The sequence below is a fragment of the Collinsella sp. TF06-26 genome (assembly GCF_002232035.1).
In the GTDB taxonomy this organism is placed as follows: domain Bacteria; phylum Actinomycetota; class Coriobacteriia; order Coriobacteriales; family Coriobacteriaceae; genus Collinsella.
In genome coordinates, this window is record NZ_NKXR01000008.1 from 42,069 (window position 1) to 61,580 (window position 19,512).

Annotated in this window: 19 protein-coding genes; 11 read left to right on the forward strand and 8 right to left on the reverse strand. The window is 59.7% G+C overall.

The window, feature by feature from the left end; translation table 11 throughout:
- Window positions 1-5 precede the first annotated feature (5 nt).
- Window positions 6-758: an amino acid ABC transporter ATP-binding protein gene (locus tag CHY22_RS05905; RefSeq protein WP_055251428.1), complete on the forward strand. Its 753-nt coding sequence runs from the start codon at window positions 6-8 to the stop codon at window positions 756-758.
- A 116-nt stretch (window positions 759-874) separates the two neighbouring features.
- On the opposite strand, the gene CHY22_RS05910 is transcribed toward CHY22_RS05905, so the two are convergent.
- Both CHY22_RS05910 and CHY22_RS05915 read right to left on the reverse strand, forming a co-directional pair.
- A complete protein-coding gene (locus CHY22_RS05910; RefSeq protein ID WP_089573004.1) occupies window positions 875-1,294 on the reverse strand; it encodes a flavodoxin in 420 nt (139 codons plus the stop codon).
- A 46-nt stretch (window positions 1,295-1,340) separates the two neighbouring features.
- Entirely contained in the window at window positions 1,341-2,045 is a 705-nt protein-coding gene (locus CHY22_RS05915) for a DUF3793 family protein (protein ID WP_089573006.1), read from the reverse strand.
- Between the two features lie 174 nt (window positions 2,046-2,219).
- Between CHY22_RS05915 and CHY22_RS05920 the strand changes: the two genes are divergently transcribed.
- A complete protein-coding gene (locus CHY22_RS05920; RefSeq protein WP_089573009.1) occupies window positions 2,220-2,603 on the forward strand; it encodes a heavy metal-associated domain-containing protein in 384 nt (127 codons plus the stop codon).
- Between the two features lie 26 nt (window positions 2,604-2,629).
- Here the strand turns inward: CHY22_RS05920 and CHY22_RS05925 are convergent, their stop codons facing one another.
- Together CHY22_RS05925 and CHY22_RS05930 are read right to left on the reverse strand one after the other, a co-directional pair.
- A complete protein-coding gene (locus tag CHY22_RS05925) occupies window positions 2,630-3,055 on the reverse strand; it encodes a hypothetical protein (protein WP_233502866.1) in 426 nt (141 codons plus the stop codon).
- Entirely contained in the window at window positions 3,048-4,565 is a 1,518-nt protein-coding gene (locus CHY22_RS05930) for a DNA repair protein (RefSeq protein WP_168170429.1), read from the reverse strand. Before CHY22_RS05930 ends, CHY22_RS05925 begins: the two co-directional genes overlap by 8 nt.
- Window positions 4,566-4,796: 231 nt before the next feature.
- Here CHY22_RS05930 and CHY22_RS05935 point away from each other — a divergent pair, with 231 nt between their 5' ends.
- The 5 genes from CHY22_RS05935 (at window position 4,797) to CHY22_RS05955 (ending at window position 9,921) form a co-directional block, all read left to right on the forward strand.
- Window positions 4,797-5,300: an iron-containing alcohol dehydrogenase gene (locus CHY22_RS05935; protein WP_168170427.1), complete on the forward strand. Its 504-nt coding sequence runs from the start codon at window positions 4,797-4,799 to the stop codon at window positions 5,298-5,300.
- A gap of 199 nt (window positions 5,301-5,499) precedes the next feature.
- Window positions 5,500-7,194 carry a glucose-6-phosphate isomerase gene (gene pgi, locus CHY22_RS05940; protein ID WP_089573015.1) on the forward strand — a complete coding sequence of 565 codons (1,695 nt, stop codon included), beginning with the start codon at window positions 5,500-5,502 and terminating at the stop codon, window positions 7,192-7,194.
- A 236-nt stretch (window positions 7,195-7,430) separates the two neighbouring features.
- Window positions 7,431-8,273 (forward strand): Cof-type HAD-IIB family hydrolase, encoded by an 843-nt coding sequence (locus CHY22_RS05945; RefSeq protein WP_168170428.1) that lies wholly within the window; start codon window positions 7,431-7,433, stop codon window positions 8,271-8,273.
- 64 nt (window positions 8,274-8,337) lie between these two features.
- Window positions 8,338-8,997: an HAD family phosphatase gene (locus CHY22_RS05950; RefSeq protein WP_311774750.1), complete on the forward strand. Its 660-nt coding sequence runs from the start codon at window positions 8,338-8,340 to the stop codon at window positions 8,995-8,997.
- 60 nt (window positions 8,998-9,057) lie between these two features.
- A complete protein-coding gene (locus tag CHY22_RS05955) occupies window positions 9,058-9,921 on the forward strand; it encodes a PfkB family carbohydrate kinase (protein ID WP_089573021.1) in 864 nt (287 codons plus the stop codon).
- Window positions 9,922-10,200: 279 nt separating this feature from the next.
- On the opposite strand, the gene CHY22_RS05960 is transcribed toward CHY22_RS05955, so the two are convergent.
- Both CHY22_RS05960 and CHY22_RS05965 read right to left on the reverse strand, forming a co-directional pair.
- Window positions 10,201-10,983 carry a TatD family hydrolase gene (locus CHY22_RS05960; RefSeq protein ID WP_089573023.1) on the reverse strand — a complete coding sequence of 261 codons (783 nt, stop codon included), beginning with the start codon at window positions 10,981-10,983 and terminating at the stop codon, window positions 10,201-10,203.
- 14 nt (window positions 10,984-10,997) lie between these two features.
- Window positions 10,998-11,795: a tRNA threonylcarbamoyladenosine dehydratase gene (locus CHY22_RS05965; RefSeq protein WP_089573025.1), complete on the reverse strand. Its 798-nt coding sequence runs from the start codon at window positions 11,793-11,795 to the stop codon at window positions 10,998-11,000.
- 179 nt (window positions 11,796-11,974) lie between these two features.
- Here CHY22_RS05965 and CHY22_RS05970 point away from each other — a divergent pair, with 179 nt between their 5' ends.
- From CHY22_RS05970 to ettA, 3 genes are all read left to right on the forward strand, one after another.
- Window positions 11,975-12,253: an autorepressor SdpR family transcription factor gene (locus CHY22_RS05970; protein ID WP_022094448.1), complete on the forward strand. Its 279-nt coding sequence runs from the start codon at window positions 11,975-11,977 to the stop codon at window positions 12,251-12,253.
- Window positions 12,246-12,950 (forward strand): SdpI family protein, encoded by a 705-nt coding sequence (locus CHY22_RS05975; protein ID WP_089573029.1) that lies wholly within the window; start codon window positions 12,246-12,248, stop codon window positions 12,948-12,950. The genes CHY22_RS05970 and CHY22_RS05975 overlap by 8 nt, the downstream gene beginning before the upstream one ends.
- Window positions 12,951-13,134: 184 nt before the next feature.
- Window positions 13,135-14,814 carry an energy-dependent translational throttle protein EttA gene (gene ettA, locus CHY22_RS05980; protein ID WP_089573031.1) on the forward strand — a complete coding sequence of 560 codons (1,680 nt, stop codon included), beginning with the start codon at window positions 13,135-13,137 and terminating at the stop codon, window positions 14,812-14,814.
- A 90-nt stretch (window positions 14,815-14,904) separates the two neighbouring features.
- On the opposite strand, the gene CHY22_RS05985 is transcribed toward ettA, so the two are convergent.
- Both CHY22_RS05985 and CHY22_RS05990 read right to left on the reverse strand, forming a co-directional pair.
- Window positions 14,905-16,200, reverse strand: coding sequence for a hypothetical protein (locus tag CHY22_RS05985; protein ID WP_089573034.1), 1,296 nt, complete (start codon window positions 16,198-16,200; stop codon window positions 14,905-14,907).
- 136 nt (window positions 16,201-16,336) lie between these two features.
- On the reverse strand, window positions 16,337-17,290 hold the full coding sequence (locus tag CHY22_RS05990) for a hypothetical protein (RefSeq protein WP_089573036.1): 954 nt from the start codon (window positions 17,288-17,290) through the stop codon (window positions 16,337-16,339).
- A gap of 203 nt (window positions 17,291-17,493) precedes the next feature.
- On the opposite strand from CHY22_RS05990, the gene CHY22_RS05995 reads away from it, so the two are divergent.
- Window positions 17,494-19,473: an NAD(+) synthase gene (locus CHY22_RS05995; protein ID WP_233502861.1), complete on the forward strand. Its 1,980-nt coding sequence runs from the start codon at window positions 17,494-17,496 to the stop codon at window positions 19,471-19,473.
- Window positions 19,474-19,512: the final 39 nt, after the last annotated feature.

The window sequence follows — 19,512 nt, forward strand, 5'->3', positions numbered from 1 at the left end:
CTATCATGAGCGAAACCAATAACTCGAACGAGGTCGTCGTCAGCATCAAGAACCTCCAGAAGGCCTTTGGCGATAACGTGGTCCTGCGCGATATCGATCTGGATGTGCACAAGGGCGAGGTTGTCGTAGTTCTGGGTCCCTCGGGCTCGGGTAAGTCGACGATGCTTCGCTGCATCAACCGTCTTGAGCATCCCACGAGTGGCTCGATTGTCGTTGAGGGTGTGGACGTGTGCGCCAAGGGCGTCGATCTTAACAAGGTGCGCACGCATCTGGGTATGGTGTTCCAGCAGTTCAATTTGTTCCCGCACCTCTCAGTCAAAAAGAACGTCATGCTCGCGCAGCAGAAGGTGCTCAAGCGCAGCAAGGAAGAGGCCGAGAAAATTGCCGTCGAGGAGCTGACCAAGGTCGGTCTTGCCGAGCGTATCGACTTTATGCCGAGCCAGCTCTCGGGCGGTCAGCAGCAGCGCGTTGCCATCGCCCGCGCCCTGTCGATGAACCCGCACGTCATGCTCTTTGACGAGGCCACCTCGGCGCTCGACCCCGAGCTCGTGCGCGACGTCCTGGGTGTCATGCGCGACCTGGCACGCGACGGCATGACCATGATCGTCGTGACGCACGAGATGGGCTTTGCCCGCGATGTCGCCGACCGCGTCGTCTTTATGGACGGCGGCGTCATTGTGGAAGAGGGTACGCCGAGCGAGGTCTTCGACCACCCCAAGAGCGAGCGCACCAAGGCGTTCTTGGGAAATATCTCGTAGCCGGTTGATGTAACTGCCGTTACAAAAGAGCGGGGGCTGGACTTGAATCCAGCCCCCGCTCTTTTGTAGGGATGGGGATGCGCTGTGATACAGGCTCTTTTGGAGGCCTGGTTTCGTTACGCGAGCTCGGCTCCGAGGGCCTTGCAGGCCACCTCGCCCTCATCGTCGGGCGCATCGTAGCAAATGACGGAGTCCACGACGTTGACGCCGGCCTCGTCGGCGTCGGCCTTCCAGTTGTCCATCCACTCGCCCTCGGCCCACGAATAGGAGCCAAAGAGGACGACCTTCTTGTCGCCGAGGGTCTCCTTGACCTCGTCCCACATAGGCTGAAACTCGTCATACTCAAGCTCCTCGGAGCCCATGGCGGGGCAGCCGAAGGCGAAGGCATCATATTCGGCGGCCTTGTCGGCAGAGAAGTCGGCGCAGGGGATGACCTCAGTCTCGGCACCCGCGGACGTGGCGCCTTCGGCGACGAGGTTTGCCATGGCCTCGGTGTTGCCCGTGCCGCTCCAGTAGACGACGGCGATCTTGCTCATGTTGAGTCCTTTCAGTTGTGCGGCAGGTTGCCGCGGCTTCTATGTTCTATCGGGTTGCCTGGGCAAGTTGCGCCAAGCTGCAGCCCTGCTGATAGACAAAGGTGAGGTATTGAGTGCAAGCGCGGTAGGCGTCAAACATCGCAAGCGCTTGCTCGACATTCGTGTAGACCTTCCAAGCTCCAAAGACCTTGTAGTTCTCGCCGCGCTGGACGATAAACTCGTGCACGTCGTCGTAGGGATATCCAAGGAAGTAGCCTATTTCGTGCGGAAACTCGCAGGTGCAGTCGTTGCTGCAGCTAGCTTGCTGGGGTAGTGCGCATCGAGTCTGGCTACAAGCGCATTCCGCGACGTTATTGCTCGCGAGCGTGATGCGTGATGCCAAATGCACAAGGCATGTCGAAAGGTCTCTCGTGTCGTAGCCTTCCGAGGCGAGCGCTGTTTGGGCGCGAGGGTCTGCGAAATAGGTGGCGAGGCTTTTGGCTCGGTACACGTACACGAGTGCTCCGCAGGGCCGCCAGACCAAAACACTCAGGTGGATGCCGAGCGGGTCAAGCTCGCGATTGCACTGGGCGATAACGTTGAGCAGGCGTGCTCGACGTTCTGCGATGGTTTCGGTTGTGGTCGAGCCGTTCCCGTGGGCGTAGGTGCCTGGATAGGTAAAGAGCGATGCCGGCTTGATGCCCGCGAGCGTGGGAGAGCAGTTGCGCACGACCGCTGCCTGAAACGTTGGGATATCTATGGTTCGAGTCACGGCGCTCCTTACGGATCTAAACTGTTAGCCTAGGAAAACTTATACACGAAAGTAAGCCATGGTCAACAAAAAAGTTTGAAGAGGGAAACTAATTGACCGAACAGACATGATTTTGGGTTAAGATGGGGACACCCCATGGGGGTATCTAGATAGTGCTACTTGAAAGGGGAGCGCATGAGTGACTTGCTCAACCCTGCGAATCTCATCGTGCTGGCCGTCATTGCCGTCGGCATGTTTTTTGGACTGCGTCGCATTGCCGCTTCGACACACGGGAAGAGTTGTTGCAGCGATGGTGCGAGCGGCAAGAAGGCCAAAAAGGTTGTTGTGGTGGATACCGATGCGTCACACTATCCCTATAGCGATGAGCTGCTCATCGGCGGCATGAGCTGTGAAGGCTGCGCTCAGAATGTAGCCAATGCCCTCAATGCGCTGGATGGTGTGTGGGCTACGGTAACGTACGCGGACCACACAGCGCGTGTGCGCTCCAAGCGGCCGATCAATCGCGGTGTCCTTGAGACTGCCGTGAGAGATGCGGGTTACTACGTCATGACGCTGTAAGCGTCGCTCTGGGTGCGCTTCCTTGGCTAGGCTCGTCCGCGCAGCTCGATGTCTTGGATGTCGTCGAAGTCGATGGCGATGTCTCGGAGCTTGAGGAGCTTGAAGGCGGGGAGCGCCTCGTCGAGGATGCCGGTGCGGCTGCGATAGCCGTATGTATCGTAATAGGTGACACGAACCAAGTCGCCACGTTTGAGACCCTCGAGTTTTTTAGAGAGCACGAGGGCTTTTTCTTCCGTGAGCTCACGTTTTGGCTCGACGGTGATTTCCTGCTTGCGCACGAGTTCGTAGTATCCCGTGAGGGCGGCAAAGGGCATAAACTGCGCGGCACGGCCGGCACGGACGGCGCCGTTGGCGGTGAGCTTGGGGTCGGCGGATCGACGTCTTCCCTCGGGGTCCGCTAGACGTTCAAAAGGCGTCGGTGGCCGCATCGGCTGTTGTTGGGACTTAGGCACGATGTCCTCCTACCTGATCGTTGCGTTCGCGCGCGGTGGCGCCGGCGGTAAAGCTTAATCCCTTGACGAGCGCGTTCTTGCCGTACTTGTCTTTCACGGCCAGGACGGCGCGCGCCAGGTCGCGCTCGCGCTCATCGGCCTCGATATCGCTGAACAGATCGATGGTGGCAAATTCCTCGGGCATGAGGTTGCCAAATCCCAGGTTGATGCGCTTGACCGGTCGTTTGGGATCGACGGTCTGCGCCCAGAGCTCATCGAAATAGCCCATGATTTTCTTAAACGAATTAGTGCGCTCGGGCAGCTTTCGCGAGGCGTTGGAGTGCGCAAAGAGTGCGGCATAGCCACCACGCGGTTTGCCGCCATGCTCTCCCACAAAGATGCCATCGATTGCCTGCGCTTCGCGCACCAGGCGACGCCTTTCGTCATCGCGCTGGACGGGCTTGGGAGCACGGGGCGCGAGCTCGGAGCCGTCGGTCGCTGCGGGTTCGATGCCCGAGGTACTCGAGCGCAGGTGTCCGCAGCCGTCTATATACTGCGCCGTGCCGCTGGCGTTGAGCCGGCGTATGTCGGCGCGCTCGCTTGCATAGCCCACAAAGAGCGAGATGCTGTCGCACACCACGTGCTTGTCGATCAAATCCAGCACGGCGGCATCGACCATTTCGCGCAAGACGGTGTAGGCCTGCTCGTAGGCATAGCCCTTCGAGAGCACCTGCCCCGTGGTGGTCGAGGTCGCTTGCGGGCGATAGGCTTGGATATCGGCGATGGTCGTTGGCTCGCGCCCAAAGGCGTGGTCGATAAGATATTCGGCATTGACGCCGAGCTCATCGTAAAGCAGGTTTTCGTCGAGCGCGGCGACGCCCATCAGATCGTAGACGCCGTACTTTTCGAGGCGGGCTGCCACGCCGGGGCCGATGCCCCAGATATCGGTAATGGGACGATGAGGCCAGATCTCCTTGCGAAAGGTCTCGTCGTCGAGTATGCCGATGCGGCTGGGTACGTGCTTGGCGGTAATGTCGAGCGCTACCTTGGCCTGGAATAGGTTGGGGCCGATGCCGACCGTCGCCGTGATGCCGGTGCGCCCCAAGACCTCGTCGCGCAACATGCAGGCGAACCCTTCGGCATCGGTGTGATAAAGGTCCAGATAGGGCGTCACGTCGATAAAGCACTCATCGATGGAGTAGACGTGCACGTCCTGGGGGCTGACGTATTCCAGATAGATACCGTAGATTTTCGCCGACACCTCCATGTAATGCTGCATGCGCGGTACGGCCGTGATGTAGTCGATGCCATCGGGAATTTCGAACAGACGGCAGCGGTTGTGTATCCCGAGGTCCTTCATAGCCTGTGTGATGGCGAGGCAGATGGTCGTGCGCCCGCGCGATTCGTCGGCAACGACCAGGTTGGTGGTGAGCGGATCGAGCCCACGATCGACGCACTCGACGCTGGCATAAAACGTCTTGAGGTCGATGCAGATATAGGTGTGACGCTCGTGCCCCACGCGTCCTCCCATCAAACACATGTTCTTATCGAATACCTGTTCGATAATACCTGCTCGACCGGACACCGTCAAAACCTGCCCCTTTTTGGCAGGTATGGTCGTGCGGCTGCATCGGGTTTTTAACGCAGCCCTAAAGAGTGCGTAACAGCTCGGAAAAGCTCGCTTCGTAGCATGAGCCTAATGAACGATACCGCCTATACGCACGGAAGGGTTGTGGGAAAGATGGTCAATTATGGGTTTGGTATGCCGACGCGCCTTGTTGCGGATGGAGATGTGGCTCGCTGGTGCGGGCGATTGGTCGCTCACTACGGTGGCACCAAGGCGCTGGTTGTACTGGGCGGTGACAAGCATACGCGCGATGAGCTCGTCTCGGCAGCACTCGGCTCGCTTGATCGAGCTCTGCTCGAACGCGTGCTTTTTCGCTGCGGCTCGGTTGAAGGCGACGGGGGAGACGAGCTGATCGACGAGGCCGTGGCCCTGGCGACCGATGAGGGCGTGGACTTTGTCCTGGCGATCGGCGATGCCGATACGGCGGGCTTTGCGCGCGAACTCGCTCGTCGCATGGCCGTACTCGATGCCGGCGAAGACGGTTTTGCCCCTTATGGATGTATCGTCTCGGAGGGCAAAGTGCCTGCCGTCGTGGGGGCCGGCGAGGTTCCCGTTTTTGCCATCATCGCGCCCGAACTGCTGGAGGGCATCGGGTCTCCTCTGCGTGAGTTGCTCGGTAGCGTCTGCGCTGCGGCCTAATATTTGGCATAAAGGGATAGGTTATTTTTGATTGGTAAAGCGTTTGACCTGCCAAATTAAACCTGTCCCTTTTTGGTCGGTTGCCGTTTGGGGGCCGATTGGCAACGCTCGCTGATTATAGTCTTGACCTGCGCTAGAATAGTGGCATCTGAATGTCCGGGCGCATGGAGGCGTGCGCCCGTATGCTGAGGAGGACTCTATGGCAACTGTTGCCGCACCTATCGATGCTACGTCGACTGCCGCTTGGAAGGCGCTCGAGGCCCATCAGGAGAAGCTCGAGGCCGAGGGTATCGACCTCAAGGCCTGGTTCGCCGCCGATGCCGAGCGCGTGAACAAGCTGAGCTTTGACGCCGGTGACCTGCACTTCGACCTGTCCAAGAACCTGGTGACTGATGAGACCGTCAAGCTGCTGTGCGATCTTGCCCGCGAGGTGAAGCTCGAGGAGCGCCGCGACGCCATGTTCTCCGGCGAGCACATCAACACCACCGAGGACCGCGCCGTCCTGCACACCGCGCTTCGCCGCCCGGCAACCGAGAAGGGCCAGCTCATCGTCGACGGCCAGGATGTCGTCGCCGACGTGCACGAGGTCCTCGACCGCATGTACGCCTTTGCCGAGCGCGTGCGCTCCGGTGAGTGGAAGGGCGTTACCGGCAAGAAGATCGAGCATCTGGTGTCCATTGGCATCGGCGGCTCCGACCTGGGCCCGGTGATGGCTTACGAGGCTCTGCGCCCCTATGCCGACGCCGGTATCGACTGCCGCTACATCTCCAACATCGACCCCAACGACCAGGCCGAGAAGCTCAAGGGCCTGGACCCCGAGACCACGCTCGTGATCATCGTTTCCAAGACCTTCACCACGCTCGAGACCCTCACCAACGCCCGCGAGGTCAAGACCTGGATGCTCGAGCAGCTCAAGGCTCAGGGCGCCATCGATGGCTCCGATGAGCAGAACGCCGAGGCTGTGGCAAAGCACTTCGTCGCCGTTTCCACCGCACTCGAGAAGGTCGAGGCTTTCGGTATCGACCCGGCCAACGCCTTTGGTTTCTGGAACTGGGTCGGCGGCCGCTACTCCGTCGACTCCGCCGTGGGCCTGTCGCTGATCGTCGTGCTCGGCCCCGAGCGTTTCCAGCAGTTCCTTGAGGGCTTCCACGCCATCGACGAGTACTTCTGCAACACCCCGCTCGAGAACAACGCCGTCGCGCTGATGGGTCTGCTCAACGTCTGGTACGTCAACTTCTTCGGTTCCAAGAGCCACGCCGTGCTGCCGTACTGCCAGTACCTGCATCGTTTCCCGGCCTACCTGCAGCAGCTCACCATGGAGTCCAACGGCAAGCATGTCCGCTGGGACGGCAGCGCCGTGACCTCCGACACCGGTGAGATCTTCTGGGGCGAGCCTGGCACCAACGGCCAGCATGCCTTCTACCAGCTGCTGCACCAGGGCACCGTGGTGGTTCCGGCCGACTTTATCGCCTTCGCCAATACCGCCAACCCCGCAACCGACAGCGGTCAGGATGTCCACGAGCTGTTCCTGGGCAACTTCCTGGCCCAGACCAAGGCGCTCGCCTTTGGTAAGACGGCCGACGAGGTTCGTGCCGAGGGCACGCCCGAGCAGATCGTCCCGGCCCGCTGCTTTGAGGGCAACCGTCCGACGACCTCGATCTTCGGCGACACGCTGACCCCGTTCGCACTCGGCGAGCTCATCGCCCTGTACGAGCACATCACGTTTGTCGAGGGCACGGTCTGGGGCATCGACTCCTACGACCAGTGGGGCGTCGAGCTGGGCAAGCAGCTTGCCAAGCAGATCACCCCGGCCTTCCACGACGACGCCGCCAAGGCCGAGCAGGACGCTTCGACCCAGGCGCTCATCGAGTTCTATCGCGCTCATCGCAAGTAGTTTTTACGGCCGAGTTGGCTTATGGCTGAAAGGGGCCCGTATCCGTTGGGATGCGGGCCCTTTGCTATTTGGATAGGATGGAATGTATCGGGAGGCGCCTCGACGGGCATCTCAATCGTCGAAGGCACGCCGTTCATGTTTGGGACAATATGACATTTTTCCCGTTGCAAACAGCGCCGCCGTGGGTGTTCTGTATGATGGCTCAGACAAGGTTGCTCAATGACGGGGAGGCATATATGGCAATCAAAGCCATCGCAATGGATATCGACGGTACGCTCACCAACGATCAGAAGGTGATCAGCCCGCGTACGCGCGAGAAGCTGCTCGCGGCACAGGAATCGGGTATTAAGCTCATCTTGGCTTCGGGTCGTCCCGCCTGGGGTCTTCACGCCTTGGCGCAGGAGCTCGACCTTCAAAACCATGACGGTCTGTTAGTTGCCTTTAATGGCGCGCATGTGGTCGACGCTCAGACCGATGAGGTCCTTTTTGACCAAGCCATGCCGGCTGACGAGCTGCACCGTCTGATTGATCATCTGCGCAATTTTGACGTGATCCCTATGATTTCGCTCGGTCGGGACCTGCACGTCGTGGACTCGTATCGCTGCATGATTACACTGCCGGACGGTTCGCAGAAAAACATCGTCAAATACGAGCGCGATGCGTGCGATCTTAAGATCCGCGAGGTCGAGAGCTTGCATGAGGTCGTGGACACTTATCCCGTGGACAAGCTGCTGACGGCGGGTGATCCGACCTACCTGCAGGCGCATTACGAGGAGATGTATGCGCCCTTTACCCAGACGCTTTCGGGCATGTTTACGGCCGACTGGTACTTTGAGTACACGGCGCCCGGTATCGACAAAGCCCGTGCGCTCGACGGTGCCCTGCCCAAGCTCGGTATCGATGCCAGCGAGGTCGTCTCGTTTGGCGACGGCCAGAACGACAAGTCCATGATTGAGTGGGCCGGCACCGGTGTTGCCATGGGCAACGCCGTCGATGAGGTTAAGGCAGTTGCCCAGATGGTAACCGCCAATAACAACGAAGACGGTATTGCAGTGGCGCTGGATAAGCTGCTGGGTTAGAATCGCCGATTAATGCATGGTTTGGGCGCCTGCTTGCGGGCGCCCTTTTGTTAGGGAGGGTGCCGTGTCCGCATTTCCGTTCGACGCCGTTATCTTTGACATGGACGGTGTCATTGTCGATACCGAGTATTACTACCTGGGCGAGACTGCCGCGTTTGCCAAGGAGCTTGGGCTTAACCTGACTCAAGAGGAGTTGAATGGGCAAGTCGGTACCTCGCATCAGTTCTTCCTGCATATGCTGGTCGATTGGTTTGAGCGTGCCGGTAAGGGGCATTTCACTGGCGAGGAAGCGTTGGCCCGTTGGGATGAGTGGGCGCATAAGCGTCCGCGCGACTATCAGGCTTTGATTAACCCGGGCGCCGTGGATACGATTCGAGAGCTGCCGCGCCGTGGCGTTCGCGTGGCGCTTGCCAGCTCGTCTCCCATGGATAGCATCGAGGAAGTGCTCAACGCGTGTGGGCTGTCGGATGCCTTTGAGTATGTGGTGAGCGGCGAGCAGTTTAAGGAGAGCAAGCCCGAGCCCGACATCTACCTGCATGCGCTGGACCTGCTGGGGCTGCCCGCGAATCGCTGCTGCTGCGTTGAGGATTCGGTGCCTGGCATCACTGCCGGCAAGCGAGCCGGCCTGACGGTCATTGCCAAGCGCGAGGAGCGCTTCGGCTTTAGCCAAGATGCTGCGGATAAGATTATCGACCAGCTGCCCGATTTGTTGGAACTCGCGTAGGGCCGGGGTGGTACGGCGGCTATTACAGCGATCTCGTTGGGACGAGAGGGGAGCGGCACTATGACATTCAACGTTAGCGCTCTTGGGTTTGGCGATAACGTCGTCGATCGTTACGAGCATATCCACACTATGTATCCGGGTGGCAATGCGGTGAACTTTGCCGTGTATGCCAAGAAATGCGGAGCCGCGCGCTCCGCGTATATGGGCATCTTTGGAAACGACGCCGCGGCTGAGCATATCATCGCGAGCCTTGAGGACGAGAGCGTCGAGCTCGCCAAATGTAAACAACTCATCGGCGAGAACGGTGCGGCTCGTGTTACCGTGGTCGATGGTGACCGCGTGTTTCTGGGGTCGAACGAGGGCGGCATCCGTGGTGATGCGCGCTATGTGCTCGATCGCTTTGACCTTGCGTATATGAAGCAGTTCGACGTGGTTCATTCGGGCAACTATTGCTTTACCGAGCGCGAGCTGCCCAAGTTGAAGGCAGCGGGCGTCACGGTCTCTTTTGACTTTTCGGACGACTCCACCGACGAGTACTACGAGCAAATTGCGCCCTACGTCGATTTTGCTTTCTTTAGTGCGGCGGATGCCGCGGGTGAGGACGAGATTCGCGAGCGTCTGGCATGGGTGCAGGGCTTGGGTCCGCGTTTTGTATCGGCCACGGCTGGCGCTGAGGGCTGCATTGCCTACGACGGCGAGCGTTACTATCGGCAGCATGCCAAGCCTGTGGCAGATATGAAGGACACCATGGGAGCGGGTGACTCGTTCCTGACTTCGTTCCTGATGTGCTATCTCGACGCTGTCAAGCGTGGCAACGATGACGCTAATGCTATTGAGCGCGCGCTCGACTTTGCGGCGGGGTTTGCCTCGACTGTATGCGGCATGGAAGGCTCCTGGGGCCATGGAGCGCCGATTTCCGAATAGGTGAGCAGTCCCGGGAAGTCGAATCGTTGTCTTCTCGGGACCCTGTGGGCAAAAAATGCCAAATATGAGTACTGTCACTATTTTAGTAACAGCGAAATTAAGCTTTTGAGGCCCTAGTTGAATGTCCGAGAGCGATAAAAGCCTGTTATACGCGGCTTTAGCCATGCTAAAACACCCTGATAATGAACGGTTGTGCATTATCAGGGTGTTGTTTTGTCGCAAAATGATGTGACTAGCTTTGCAACAGTACTCATATTTGGCATTTTTTGCCCACCGGGATCAGCGGAAGTCAAATATGGAGCGCGAATTTCCTAAAACGGTCGATTCGACGCTCTCCTCGGCGCAGTTTTTAAGTTCGGCGATGTGCAGGGAGGCGCTTTTTAGCGATGTGATGAGCTGTCGCGCGCTTGCATCTGCTTGCGGTTCGGCTGGAGCGTCGGTTTCGAGCAGCAGACGGTCGAGTGGAATCTGTCGGGCGTATTCACGACCGCGCTTGGTAGCGAGCATCCGCTCGTTCACGGAAAAATAGCAGCCTGCGTTTCGCGTACGGACGAACTCGTTCGAGGTGCCGCTAAACCAGTGAAAGATGATGGCGGGGGAGTTGGGGCTTGGGGTGAGTAATCCATATGACTCAAGGGCGTCCAGTACGGTTCCTGCTGAACGAACAGCGTGAATTGATATCACGCGCCCGGCGAGAGGGTGCTGCACGAGTGCATCGCAGAGACGGTCAAGTGCCTGTATTTGAAGCGGTTCGCTTCCGGCAAAGCGCGCAGAAAAGTCGAGTCCTACCTCGCCGATATAGCGCTCTTGGTCAGCAACTTCGCAAAGCAGATTGACTTCGGCAGGACCGCAGCGGCCGTCGGCGAGCCACCAGGGATGGAGGCCGGCGCCCGCGATAATGTTTGGGTATCGGCTGGCCCGCTTTTTTGCTGCCGCGAAGTCGCGTGGGTCGACCCCGCAGTCAAAGAGCCCCAGACCCAACGCCGCCGACTCACTGGCTGCAGCATCGGGGCTGAGCATCAAATCAAGATGACAATGCGTGTCAAAGAATCGCGGTTCCATCGCAGGGCATCCTGCTAGTCCAAGCGCTGGCCATCGGCGCGCACGCGCTCGCACCCGCGCCCGCTGATCTGGCGGATAACCTCGCCGGCAATCATCTGACCCATGATGGGCGGCATAAAACTGGCAGTTCCCAGCTCGGTGCGCTCGTGGATGTTGGAAGGGTCGCGGGGTTGGGTTTTAACCGATTCCTCGCAGCTAAACAGCACGTGCAGGCTCTTGATTCCGCGCTTCTTACATTCTTTGCGCATAATGCGGCTCATGGGGTCACGTACCGTATCGAAGATGTCGGCAAAGCGGAGGCACTCGGGATGGAGCTTGTTGGCCCCGCCCATGGAACTGACCAAACGGATGTCGTGGTCCTGAGCATATTTGGCAATGGTGAGCTTGGCCGAGATGGTGTCGATGGCGTCGACGACGTAGTCGAGCTTGCCACCCGTCTGCTCCAAAACGCTCGCGAAGAAATCATCGATGTTGTCGCTCAGCAGGTATTCGGTGCGCTTGATAACGGTGGCAGCGGGATTGATGTCGTTGATCATGGCTTCCATCACGTCCACCTTGCGCTTGCCGATGGTGCTATGAAAGGCGATGGCCTGTCGATTGATATTGCTGGGCGCGACGATATCCTTGTCCAGAATCACAAAATGACCGATGCCGCCGCGGGCAAGTGCCTCGCAGCAGTTGGAGCCCACGCCTCCACAGCCGAGTATCAGCACCGTGGCGTTGGCGAGCTTGTCGAGTGCCTCGCGGCCCATGATGATCTCGAGCTTGGTATCGCGTGTCTCGTTGGGAGTTGCGGCTGCGGTTTCGGTCATAGACATCCTCCGATGGGGAAGCGAATCGTGTTTTAGCTATCGCCATTATAGGTAATCGCCCATAGGTTGCGATGGCGCTTACTTTGATGTGGTTTGAAGCATTTCGATTAGATAGTTAGACAAACATCTAAATATCGAGTATAGTGTGCGCGTTATGAGAGATGGTGAGAGGAGGTCTTATGCCGGGAGAGGGTTTTAAAGCGCTGGCCGATCCTACACGACGGCGCATTTTAGAACTGCTGCGCGAGGGCAATTGCACGGCCGGGGAGCTTGCCGAGCATTTTGACATCAGCAAGCCATCATTGAGCCATCACTTGGCGACGCTCAAAAACGCCGGGTTGGTGACTGACGAACGTCATGGCCAAAACATCGTTTACAGCTTAAACACCACCGTCATGCAGGACTTGATCGGTTGGTTTATGGGCTTTACAAACACTGAAGGTGATAAGGATGAATAACGAAAACAAAGGCATTCATTCCACGGGGGTATCGTCGCGCGTGTGGATTGCGCTGGTCGCTCTATGCGTCGCCAATGTCGCAGCGCATCTGATAGTGATGCCGAGCTTGCCTGCGCAGATTCCCACGCACTGGGGCGCGAACGGCGCCGTCGACGGTTGGGGTCCTAGCTGGATGGCCTCCGCGCTCGGCGTGCTGCCTCTGGCGCTTCTCGCAATGTTCTGCGTGGTGCCGCGCGTCGATCCCAAAGGTGAGGCATATCGAACCTCGGGTAAGTTCTATCAGGGCTTCGTAATCGCCTTCACGCTGCTCATGTGTGCCATAAGCTGGCTGGGGGAGCTAACGGTGTGGGGCATCGTGCCGGTGGTAGGAACGGTCAATTTGCTGGTATCAGGCGCTATCGGCTTGCTCTTTATTGGTATGGGCAACTACTTACCGCGCGTAAAGCAGAACTACACGCTCGGTATCAAGACGCCCTGGGCGCTTGCCGATCCCGAGAACTGGCGCCGTACGCAGCGTTTTGGCGGTGCCTGCTTTATGGTGCTGGGCGTTGGCCTGATTGTGATGGGCGTGGCGGGTAGCGTGCTTTCGAGTGAAGTCGTCGCCGCGGTGATTGCGGTTCTGGCGTTTGGTTCAGCTGGAGCTGCCTACGTCTATTCGTATCTGCTGTGGCGTAAATCGCAGCGAGCCGCTCGTTAAGGTTGCGGAAAACTAGCGTACGCAGTTCATAGTATGTTCCGGGGGATTTTTCCCAGGTAGTATTAGGGGGTGTGGGCAACCATGCCCCTTTTTCGTTTAGTTTCAGAGCTGGTTTCCTCATTTCGTTTCCACTAAAGCGAATCAAGAATAGGGAAACAGAAGGTAGAAAGGATAAAACAGGCAAATGGCGGAGTTTATCTACCAGATGTATCAGGCTCGTAAGGCCCATGGCGACAAGGTAATCCTTGACGACGTGACCCTGAGCTTCTACCCCGGTGCCAAGATCGGCGTCGTGGGCCCCAACGGCATGGGTAAGTCGACCCTGCTCAAGATCATGGCCGGTATCGAGGAAGTCTCCAACGGCGATGCCAGGCTTACCCCCGGCTACACCGTGGGTATCCTGCAGCAGGAGCCGCCGCTCGACGACGACAAGACTGTCATCGAGAACGTGCGCATGGCGTTTGGCGATATGATTGCCAAGGTCGATCGCTTCAACAAGATCGGCGAGGAGATGTGCGACCCGGATTGCGATATGGACGCCCTCATGGCCGAGATGGGCAAGCTCCAGGACGAGATCGACGCCGCCGACGGCTGGGATATCGATTCCAAGCTCGGTCAGGCCATGGACGCCCTGCAGCTGCCCGATTCCGACATGCCGGTCAACGTGCTCTCTGGCGGCGAGCGCCGTCGCGTGGCCCTGTGCAAGCTGCTGCTCGAGGCTCCCGACCTGCTGCTGCTCGACGAGCCCACGAACCACCTGGACGCCGAGTCGATCCTGTGGCTCGAGCACTTCCTGCACAACTACCAGGGCGCGGTGCTTGCCGTCACACACGATCGCTACTTCCTGGATAACGTTGCCGAGTGGATCTGCGAGGTCGACCGCGGTCACCTTTATCCCTACAAGGGCAATTACTCCACGTATCTGGAGACCAAGGCCGCGCGTATCGAGGCCCAGGGCAACCGTGACGCCAAGCTCGCCAAGCGCATGGAGGCCGAGCTCGAGTGGGTACGCAGCTCGCCCAAGGCTCGCCAGGCCAAGAACAAGGCCCGTCTGGCTCGCTACGAGGAGATGGAGGCCGAGGCCCGCGCAAGCCAGAAGCTCGACTGGACCGACATCCGCATCCCTGTGGGCCCGCGTCTGGGCAACAAGGTGCTCGAGGCCCATCACCTGCACAAGGAGTTCGATGGCCGCGTGCTCATCGATGACCTTTCGTTCACCCTGCCGCGCAACGGCATTGTGGGCGTCATCGGCCCCAACGGTGTCGGTAAGACCACGCTGTTCAAGACGATTGTGGGCCTGGAGCCGCTGACTTCGGGCGAGCTCGAGGTGGGCGAGACCGTCAAGATTTCTTACGTCGACCAGAACCGTTCCGGCATCGACCCCGATAAGAACCTGTGGGAGGTCGTCTCGGATGGCCTGGACCACATGATGGTCGGCGAGACCGAGGTTCCGAGCCGCGCTTATGTGGCGAGCTTTGGCTTTAAGGGCCAGGACCAGCAGAAGCGCGCTGGCGTACTCTCCGGTGGCGAGCGCAACCGTCTGAACTTGGCGCTTACGCTCAAGCAGGGCGGCAACCTGCTGCTCCTCGACGAGCCCACGAACGACCTCGACGTCGAGACGCTGTCCTCGCTCGAAGCGGCGCTGCTCGAGTTCCCGGGCTGCTCGGTGGTCATCAGCCACGACCGTATGTTCCTGGACCGCGTCGCCACGCACATTCTGGCGTGGGAGGGCACCGACGAGAACCCGGGCAACTGGTATTGGTTTGAGGGCAACTTTGAGGCCTATCAGGCCAACCGTATCGAGCGCCTGGGCGAGGACGCAGCCCAGCCGCATCGCATTCACCGCACGCTCACGCGCGACTAGTTTGATGTGACAAAGGGACAGTCCCTTTGTCACATCAATTGAGAAAATGAAAAACGCGGCGAACGTTTTTGTGACGTTCGCCGCGTTTTGTTACTCGGCCGGGGCGTCGACCTTGTCGATGGCCCAGGTGGCTCCGAGGCCGCCGGCGGTGTTGCGGCGGATGCGCACGGTGACCTCGCGGCGCTCGCCGGCCTGTGTGTAGCGCAGGGGGAAGCTTGCGCGGTTTCGCGCGGCCTCGATGGTACCGCGCTCGCGGGCGATCCAGTAGTACTCGCCGACAATGCCGAGGGTATCGGCGCCGTAGGGGAGATAGGTCGACAGCTGGTGCAGAAGCGGGCCGGGGCAGAAGACCTCGCTTGCGAAATCGACGGGGAAGTCCTCGGGGATGGCGGGCGTTGCAGGTGCGGGGGCCGGTACTGCAGCGGGGACCGGAGCCGGTGCGGGAATCTGGTCATAGACAGGTTCGGATGCGGACTCGATGACGGGTGCAGACTCAGGCACCGGTTCCGGCTTAACTGCGGAATCTGTCGGTTCCACGGAGACGGATGTGTCTTCAGTCTCGGTTTTGGCATCGGCTTGCGGGGCGTCCTCTGCCTCGACAGGCAGCTTGGCTTCGACCGGCGTGGATGCCATGGTGGTGATGCCGGCGTTGGCGTTCTCGGGGTCATAGACGACCGTGAGCGAGATGGCGGGCTGCGGCGTCTCGGGCTCCGGCGCCGACTCGGTAGCGCCTTGATCGGCGGGCTCGTCGGACTGATCGTCCTCGGCCTCGTTGCCAAAGACATCGCTGTTTTGGAACGCAGACGTCTCGGGTTGGTTAGCGGCTTCTTCGGTTGTCGACTTGGGGGCCTCGTTGAGCTCCACAGCGGCTTCCTGCTCTGACATGACTTCGGGATCGGTCATGGCGGCGATTTCGGTTTCGGCTTCTGCTGCTACCTCAATAGCGACTTCGATCTCTGTCTCGGGCTCGGGCTCCGGAGCGACTTCGGCCACGGGCTCGGGACGCTTAACGTGCTTGGGGCGTACAGCCTTGAGGTCTTTCTCGCCGCGCTTTTTCTTTTTGTAGGACTGCTTGGCACCCTTGGCAGCCTTGGGCTTGTCCTCGCCTTTGGCAAGGGCGGTATCCCAGGCCTCGTTGGCGATGACGGTGGCATACAGGCGACCGCCCTTAAAGACGGTCAGCTTAATGCAGTCGTCAAGCGCCTCGAGCAGCTCGCGCGTGGATTCGAAGCCCAGGTCATAAGCGGTCATGTCGCCAGCGGCGAGAGCCTCTTCGACCTGCGACATAAACGTTTGCTTGCCGCATCCAATCGCATCGCGCAGCAGGCGATACAGATAGATGCGGTTGCCCAGCGAAAGCGTGGGCCTAACTATTGTCTTGCTCATGGCAAATCTCCTCTTTACACATGTAAAGCATCTTACCATCGCATGGCGCTCGCCATGGCGGCGCCCAAGGCAAACGGGCGCGAACCGCTGTCGATTCGCGCCCGTTGTACAGGTTGCCTATCTGGGGATGCAGCGCCTAGTTGCCCGATGTCGTGCCTTGGCTTGAACTGTCAGATGTCGTGCCGGACGCGGTTCCGCTCGAGCTGTTAGTGTTGCTACTGTCTGCTGCACCCGTTCCCGACGTGGTGTCGCTCGTCTGGCCTCCCGTGTTCGGCTGTGAACCGTCAGTTGTTTGGCTTGAGTTGGTCGTGTCGGACGGCGTGCCACTGTTGGCCGTAGAGGAATCGGTGCCCTGCGATTGGTTTTGGGTGTTCGAGGACGAATCGGCTGAGGCAGAACTGTCTTGCGTGTCGTCCGTCTGTGCCTGCTGATCCTGCGACTGGGTGTTGCCATTTGCATCGCTCTCGGTCGTGCGCGACGACAGGATTGGCTCGGGACGCTCGCCCAGACCCTCACCGGCAGTGGTGATAAGGATGGCGCCGGCGCAGGCGATGACCGCGACGATGGCGATGGCGATCGAGAAGACGATGACCTTCTTTTGCGTCTGGCTGCGCTCTGCTGCCGCCTTGGCGCGCAGGCTGTCGGGGGCGACGCGCGCCGTGGTCGCGCGCCCCGCAATTTGGCGCATCTCCTGCGTAGTTGCGGCGCCGCCCAAGTGCTCCTCGGCATTTAACTCAACGGGCTCATAAGCACCGGCGGGGTAGTCGTCGGCGGCGTGCGTACCTTTGAGGGCTTCGGCGCTGGCAGAGATAAAGTGGCGGTAGACCTGCGAGGACACAACGGTGATGACCGAGCTCACGGCGGCACCAATTACTGAACCAGCGATGCCGATCTTGGAAGCAAGCGCGACGCTCGTGGCAGCAGCTGCGGCGCCGGCGATGATTTGGGGAATGGAAATGTCGTCGAACAGGCCCTTTTTGGGCGCGATGGCCATGGTTTGTCCGATGGAATGGTTCTCGTGCACGCCGTTGTTGAGCGCGGCCGGTGTCATGACGCGCGTGCGCGGCGCGTCGGTGTACTTGGTTGTCATACGGGGTCCTCCCGGTGTAAATCTGCTTCGTTTCGTTTAGCCATCAGGGTACCCACCAGATGTGAATCGTACATGACATTTAACAGATACCATCAACTCATCAATAGCTCACCAAGTTGGTGGGATGCGGTTACACCTGGCGGTTGAACTACAATAGGGCTTGCTAATTGTTGTGAATGGCGTCTACGCACGGGAGCATTCTTATGAATCTTCACCTTTCTCAGTCTGATGGCTTTTTGCGTGTGGCGGCGGCGTCGCCGCGGATTCGCGTGGCCGATGTCGAGGGCAATGCCGAGGTTGCGCTGGCGGCTGTTCGCGAGGCTACCGAGCGCGGCGTTCGCGCACTGGCGCTGCCCGAGCTTAACCTGACCGGCTATACCGCGGCCGATCTGTTCCATAACCGCACATTGCTGCATGCCTGCGAGGCTGCTCTGGTGCATATCCTCGATGAAACCCGCGAGCTGCCGATTGTCTTTACCGTCGGCCTTCCCGTTGCGGTGGCCGAAAACATCTACAACTGCGCGGCCGTGTGCTGTGCGGGCGAGCTTTTGGGCCTTACGGCTAAGAAGTATCTGCCCAACTATGGCGAGTTCTACGAGCGCCGCTGGTTTGCCCCGGCGCCTGCCGATCCCGTGTGGGTTGAATTTGCCGGTCAGGGTCCGGTGCCGCTTGGCTCGGGGCTTGTCTACCGCTGCTGTGATGAGGGCGCCGAGGACCTGGTGCTGGGCGTTGAGGTCTGTGAGGACCTGTGGGTGCCGGCGCCCCCTTCGACCGAGATGGCGCTTGCCGGTGCGACGGTGATTCTCAACCCGTCGGCCTCGGACGAGATTATCGGTAAGGCAGATTACCGCCGCAGCCTTATCTCTAACCAAAGCGCGCGCCTGTACTGTGCCTATGCCTACGCGGATGCGAGTGAGGGCGAGTCCACGACCGACATGGTCTTTGCGGGCGAGAACCTTATCTACGAAAACGGCTCCAAGCTCGCCGCCACCAAACTGCTTACATGTGATATGGCCATCGCCGACGTTGATCTTGACCGCCTGCTTGCCGAGCGCCGCCGCTCGACGACGTGGACGCGCGCGGACGATGCACCGGAGTCCACGACCGTTGATTTTTCGTTTGAGGGCGTGCTGACAGACGAACCTGTCCTGCGCGATGCACTCGGCATCGACCGTGTCTTCCCCCGCGCGCCTTTTGTGCCGGCAGACCATGGTGACCTGGCCGAGCGCTGCGAGACCATCCTCGACCTGCAGACCGCGGGCCTCAAGACGCGCCTTGCCCATACGGGTACCAAGGCGGCGGTCATCGGCCTTTCGGGCGGCTTGGACTCCACGCTGGCGCTGCTTGTGACCGTGCGCGCCTTCGATGCGCTGGGACTGCCACGCACAGGTATCACTGCCGTGTCCATGCCCGGCTTTGGCACCACGCACCGCACCAAGTCCAATGCCGAGTCGCTCGCGCGCGACCTGGGCGTGAGCTTCCGCGAGGTCTCGATTCACGCGGCCGTGGAGCAGCACTTCAAGGACATTGAGCACGATCCGGCCGTGCAGGACGTGACTTACGAGAACAGCCAGGCCCGCGAGCGTACGCAGATTCTGATGGATCTGGCCAACCAGGCTGGCGGCTTTGTCATCGGCACGGGCGACCTGTCGGAGCTGGCGCTCGGCTGGGCTACCTATAACGGCGACCACATGAGCATGTACGCCGTCAACGCGAGTGTGCCCAAGACGCTTGTGCGCCATCTGGTGCGCTATGCCGCTGATGTTTTTGGCGGGCGTATTGCCGAGGTCTTGCTCGATATCCTCGATACGCCGGTGTCCCCCGAGCTTCTGCCGCCCACGGGCGACGGCGAGATTGCGCAGAAGACCGAGGATTTGGTGGGGCCGTACGAGCTGCACGATTACTTCCTCTATTACCTGCTGCGTTTTGGCTTTGAGCCAGGCAAGATTTACCGCATGGCGCTCAAGAGCTTCGAGGGCGTCTACGACGCCAAGACCGTCCACACGTGGTTGCGTACGTTCTATCGTCGCTTCTTTGCCCAGCAGTTTAAACGCAGTTGCCTGCCCGATGGTCCCAAGGTTGGCTCGGTGACGCTCAGCCCGCGCGGCGATTGGCGCATGCCGAGTGACGCCAGCTCGCGACTGTGGCTTGCGCAGATCGACGCGCTCAATCCAATTGACTAAGGTTGGCTAAATTGAACCAATGCGGGGGTTGCAAGCGTT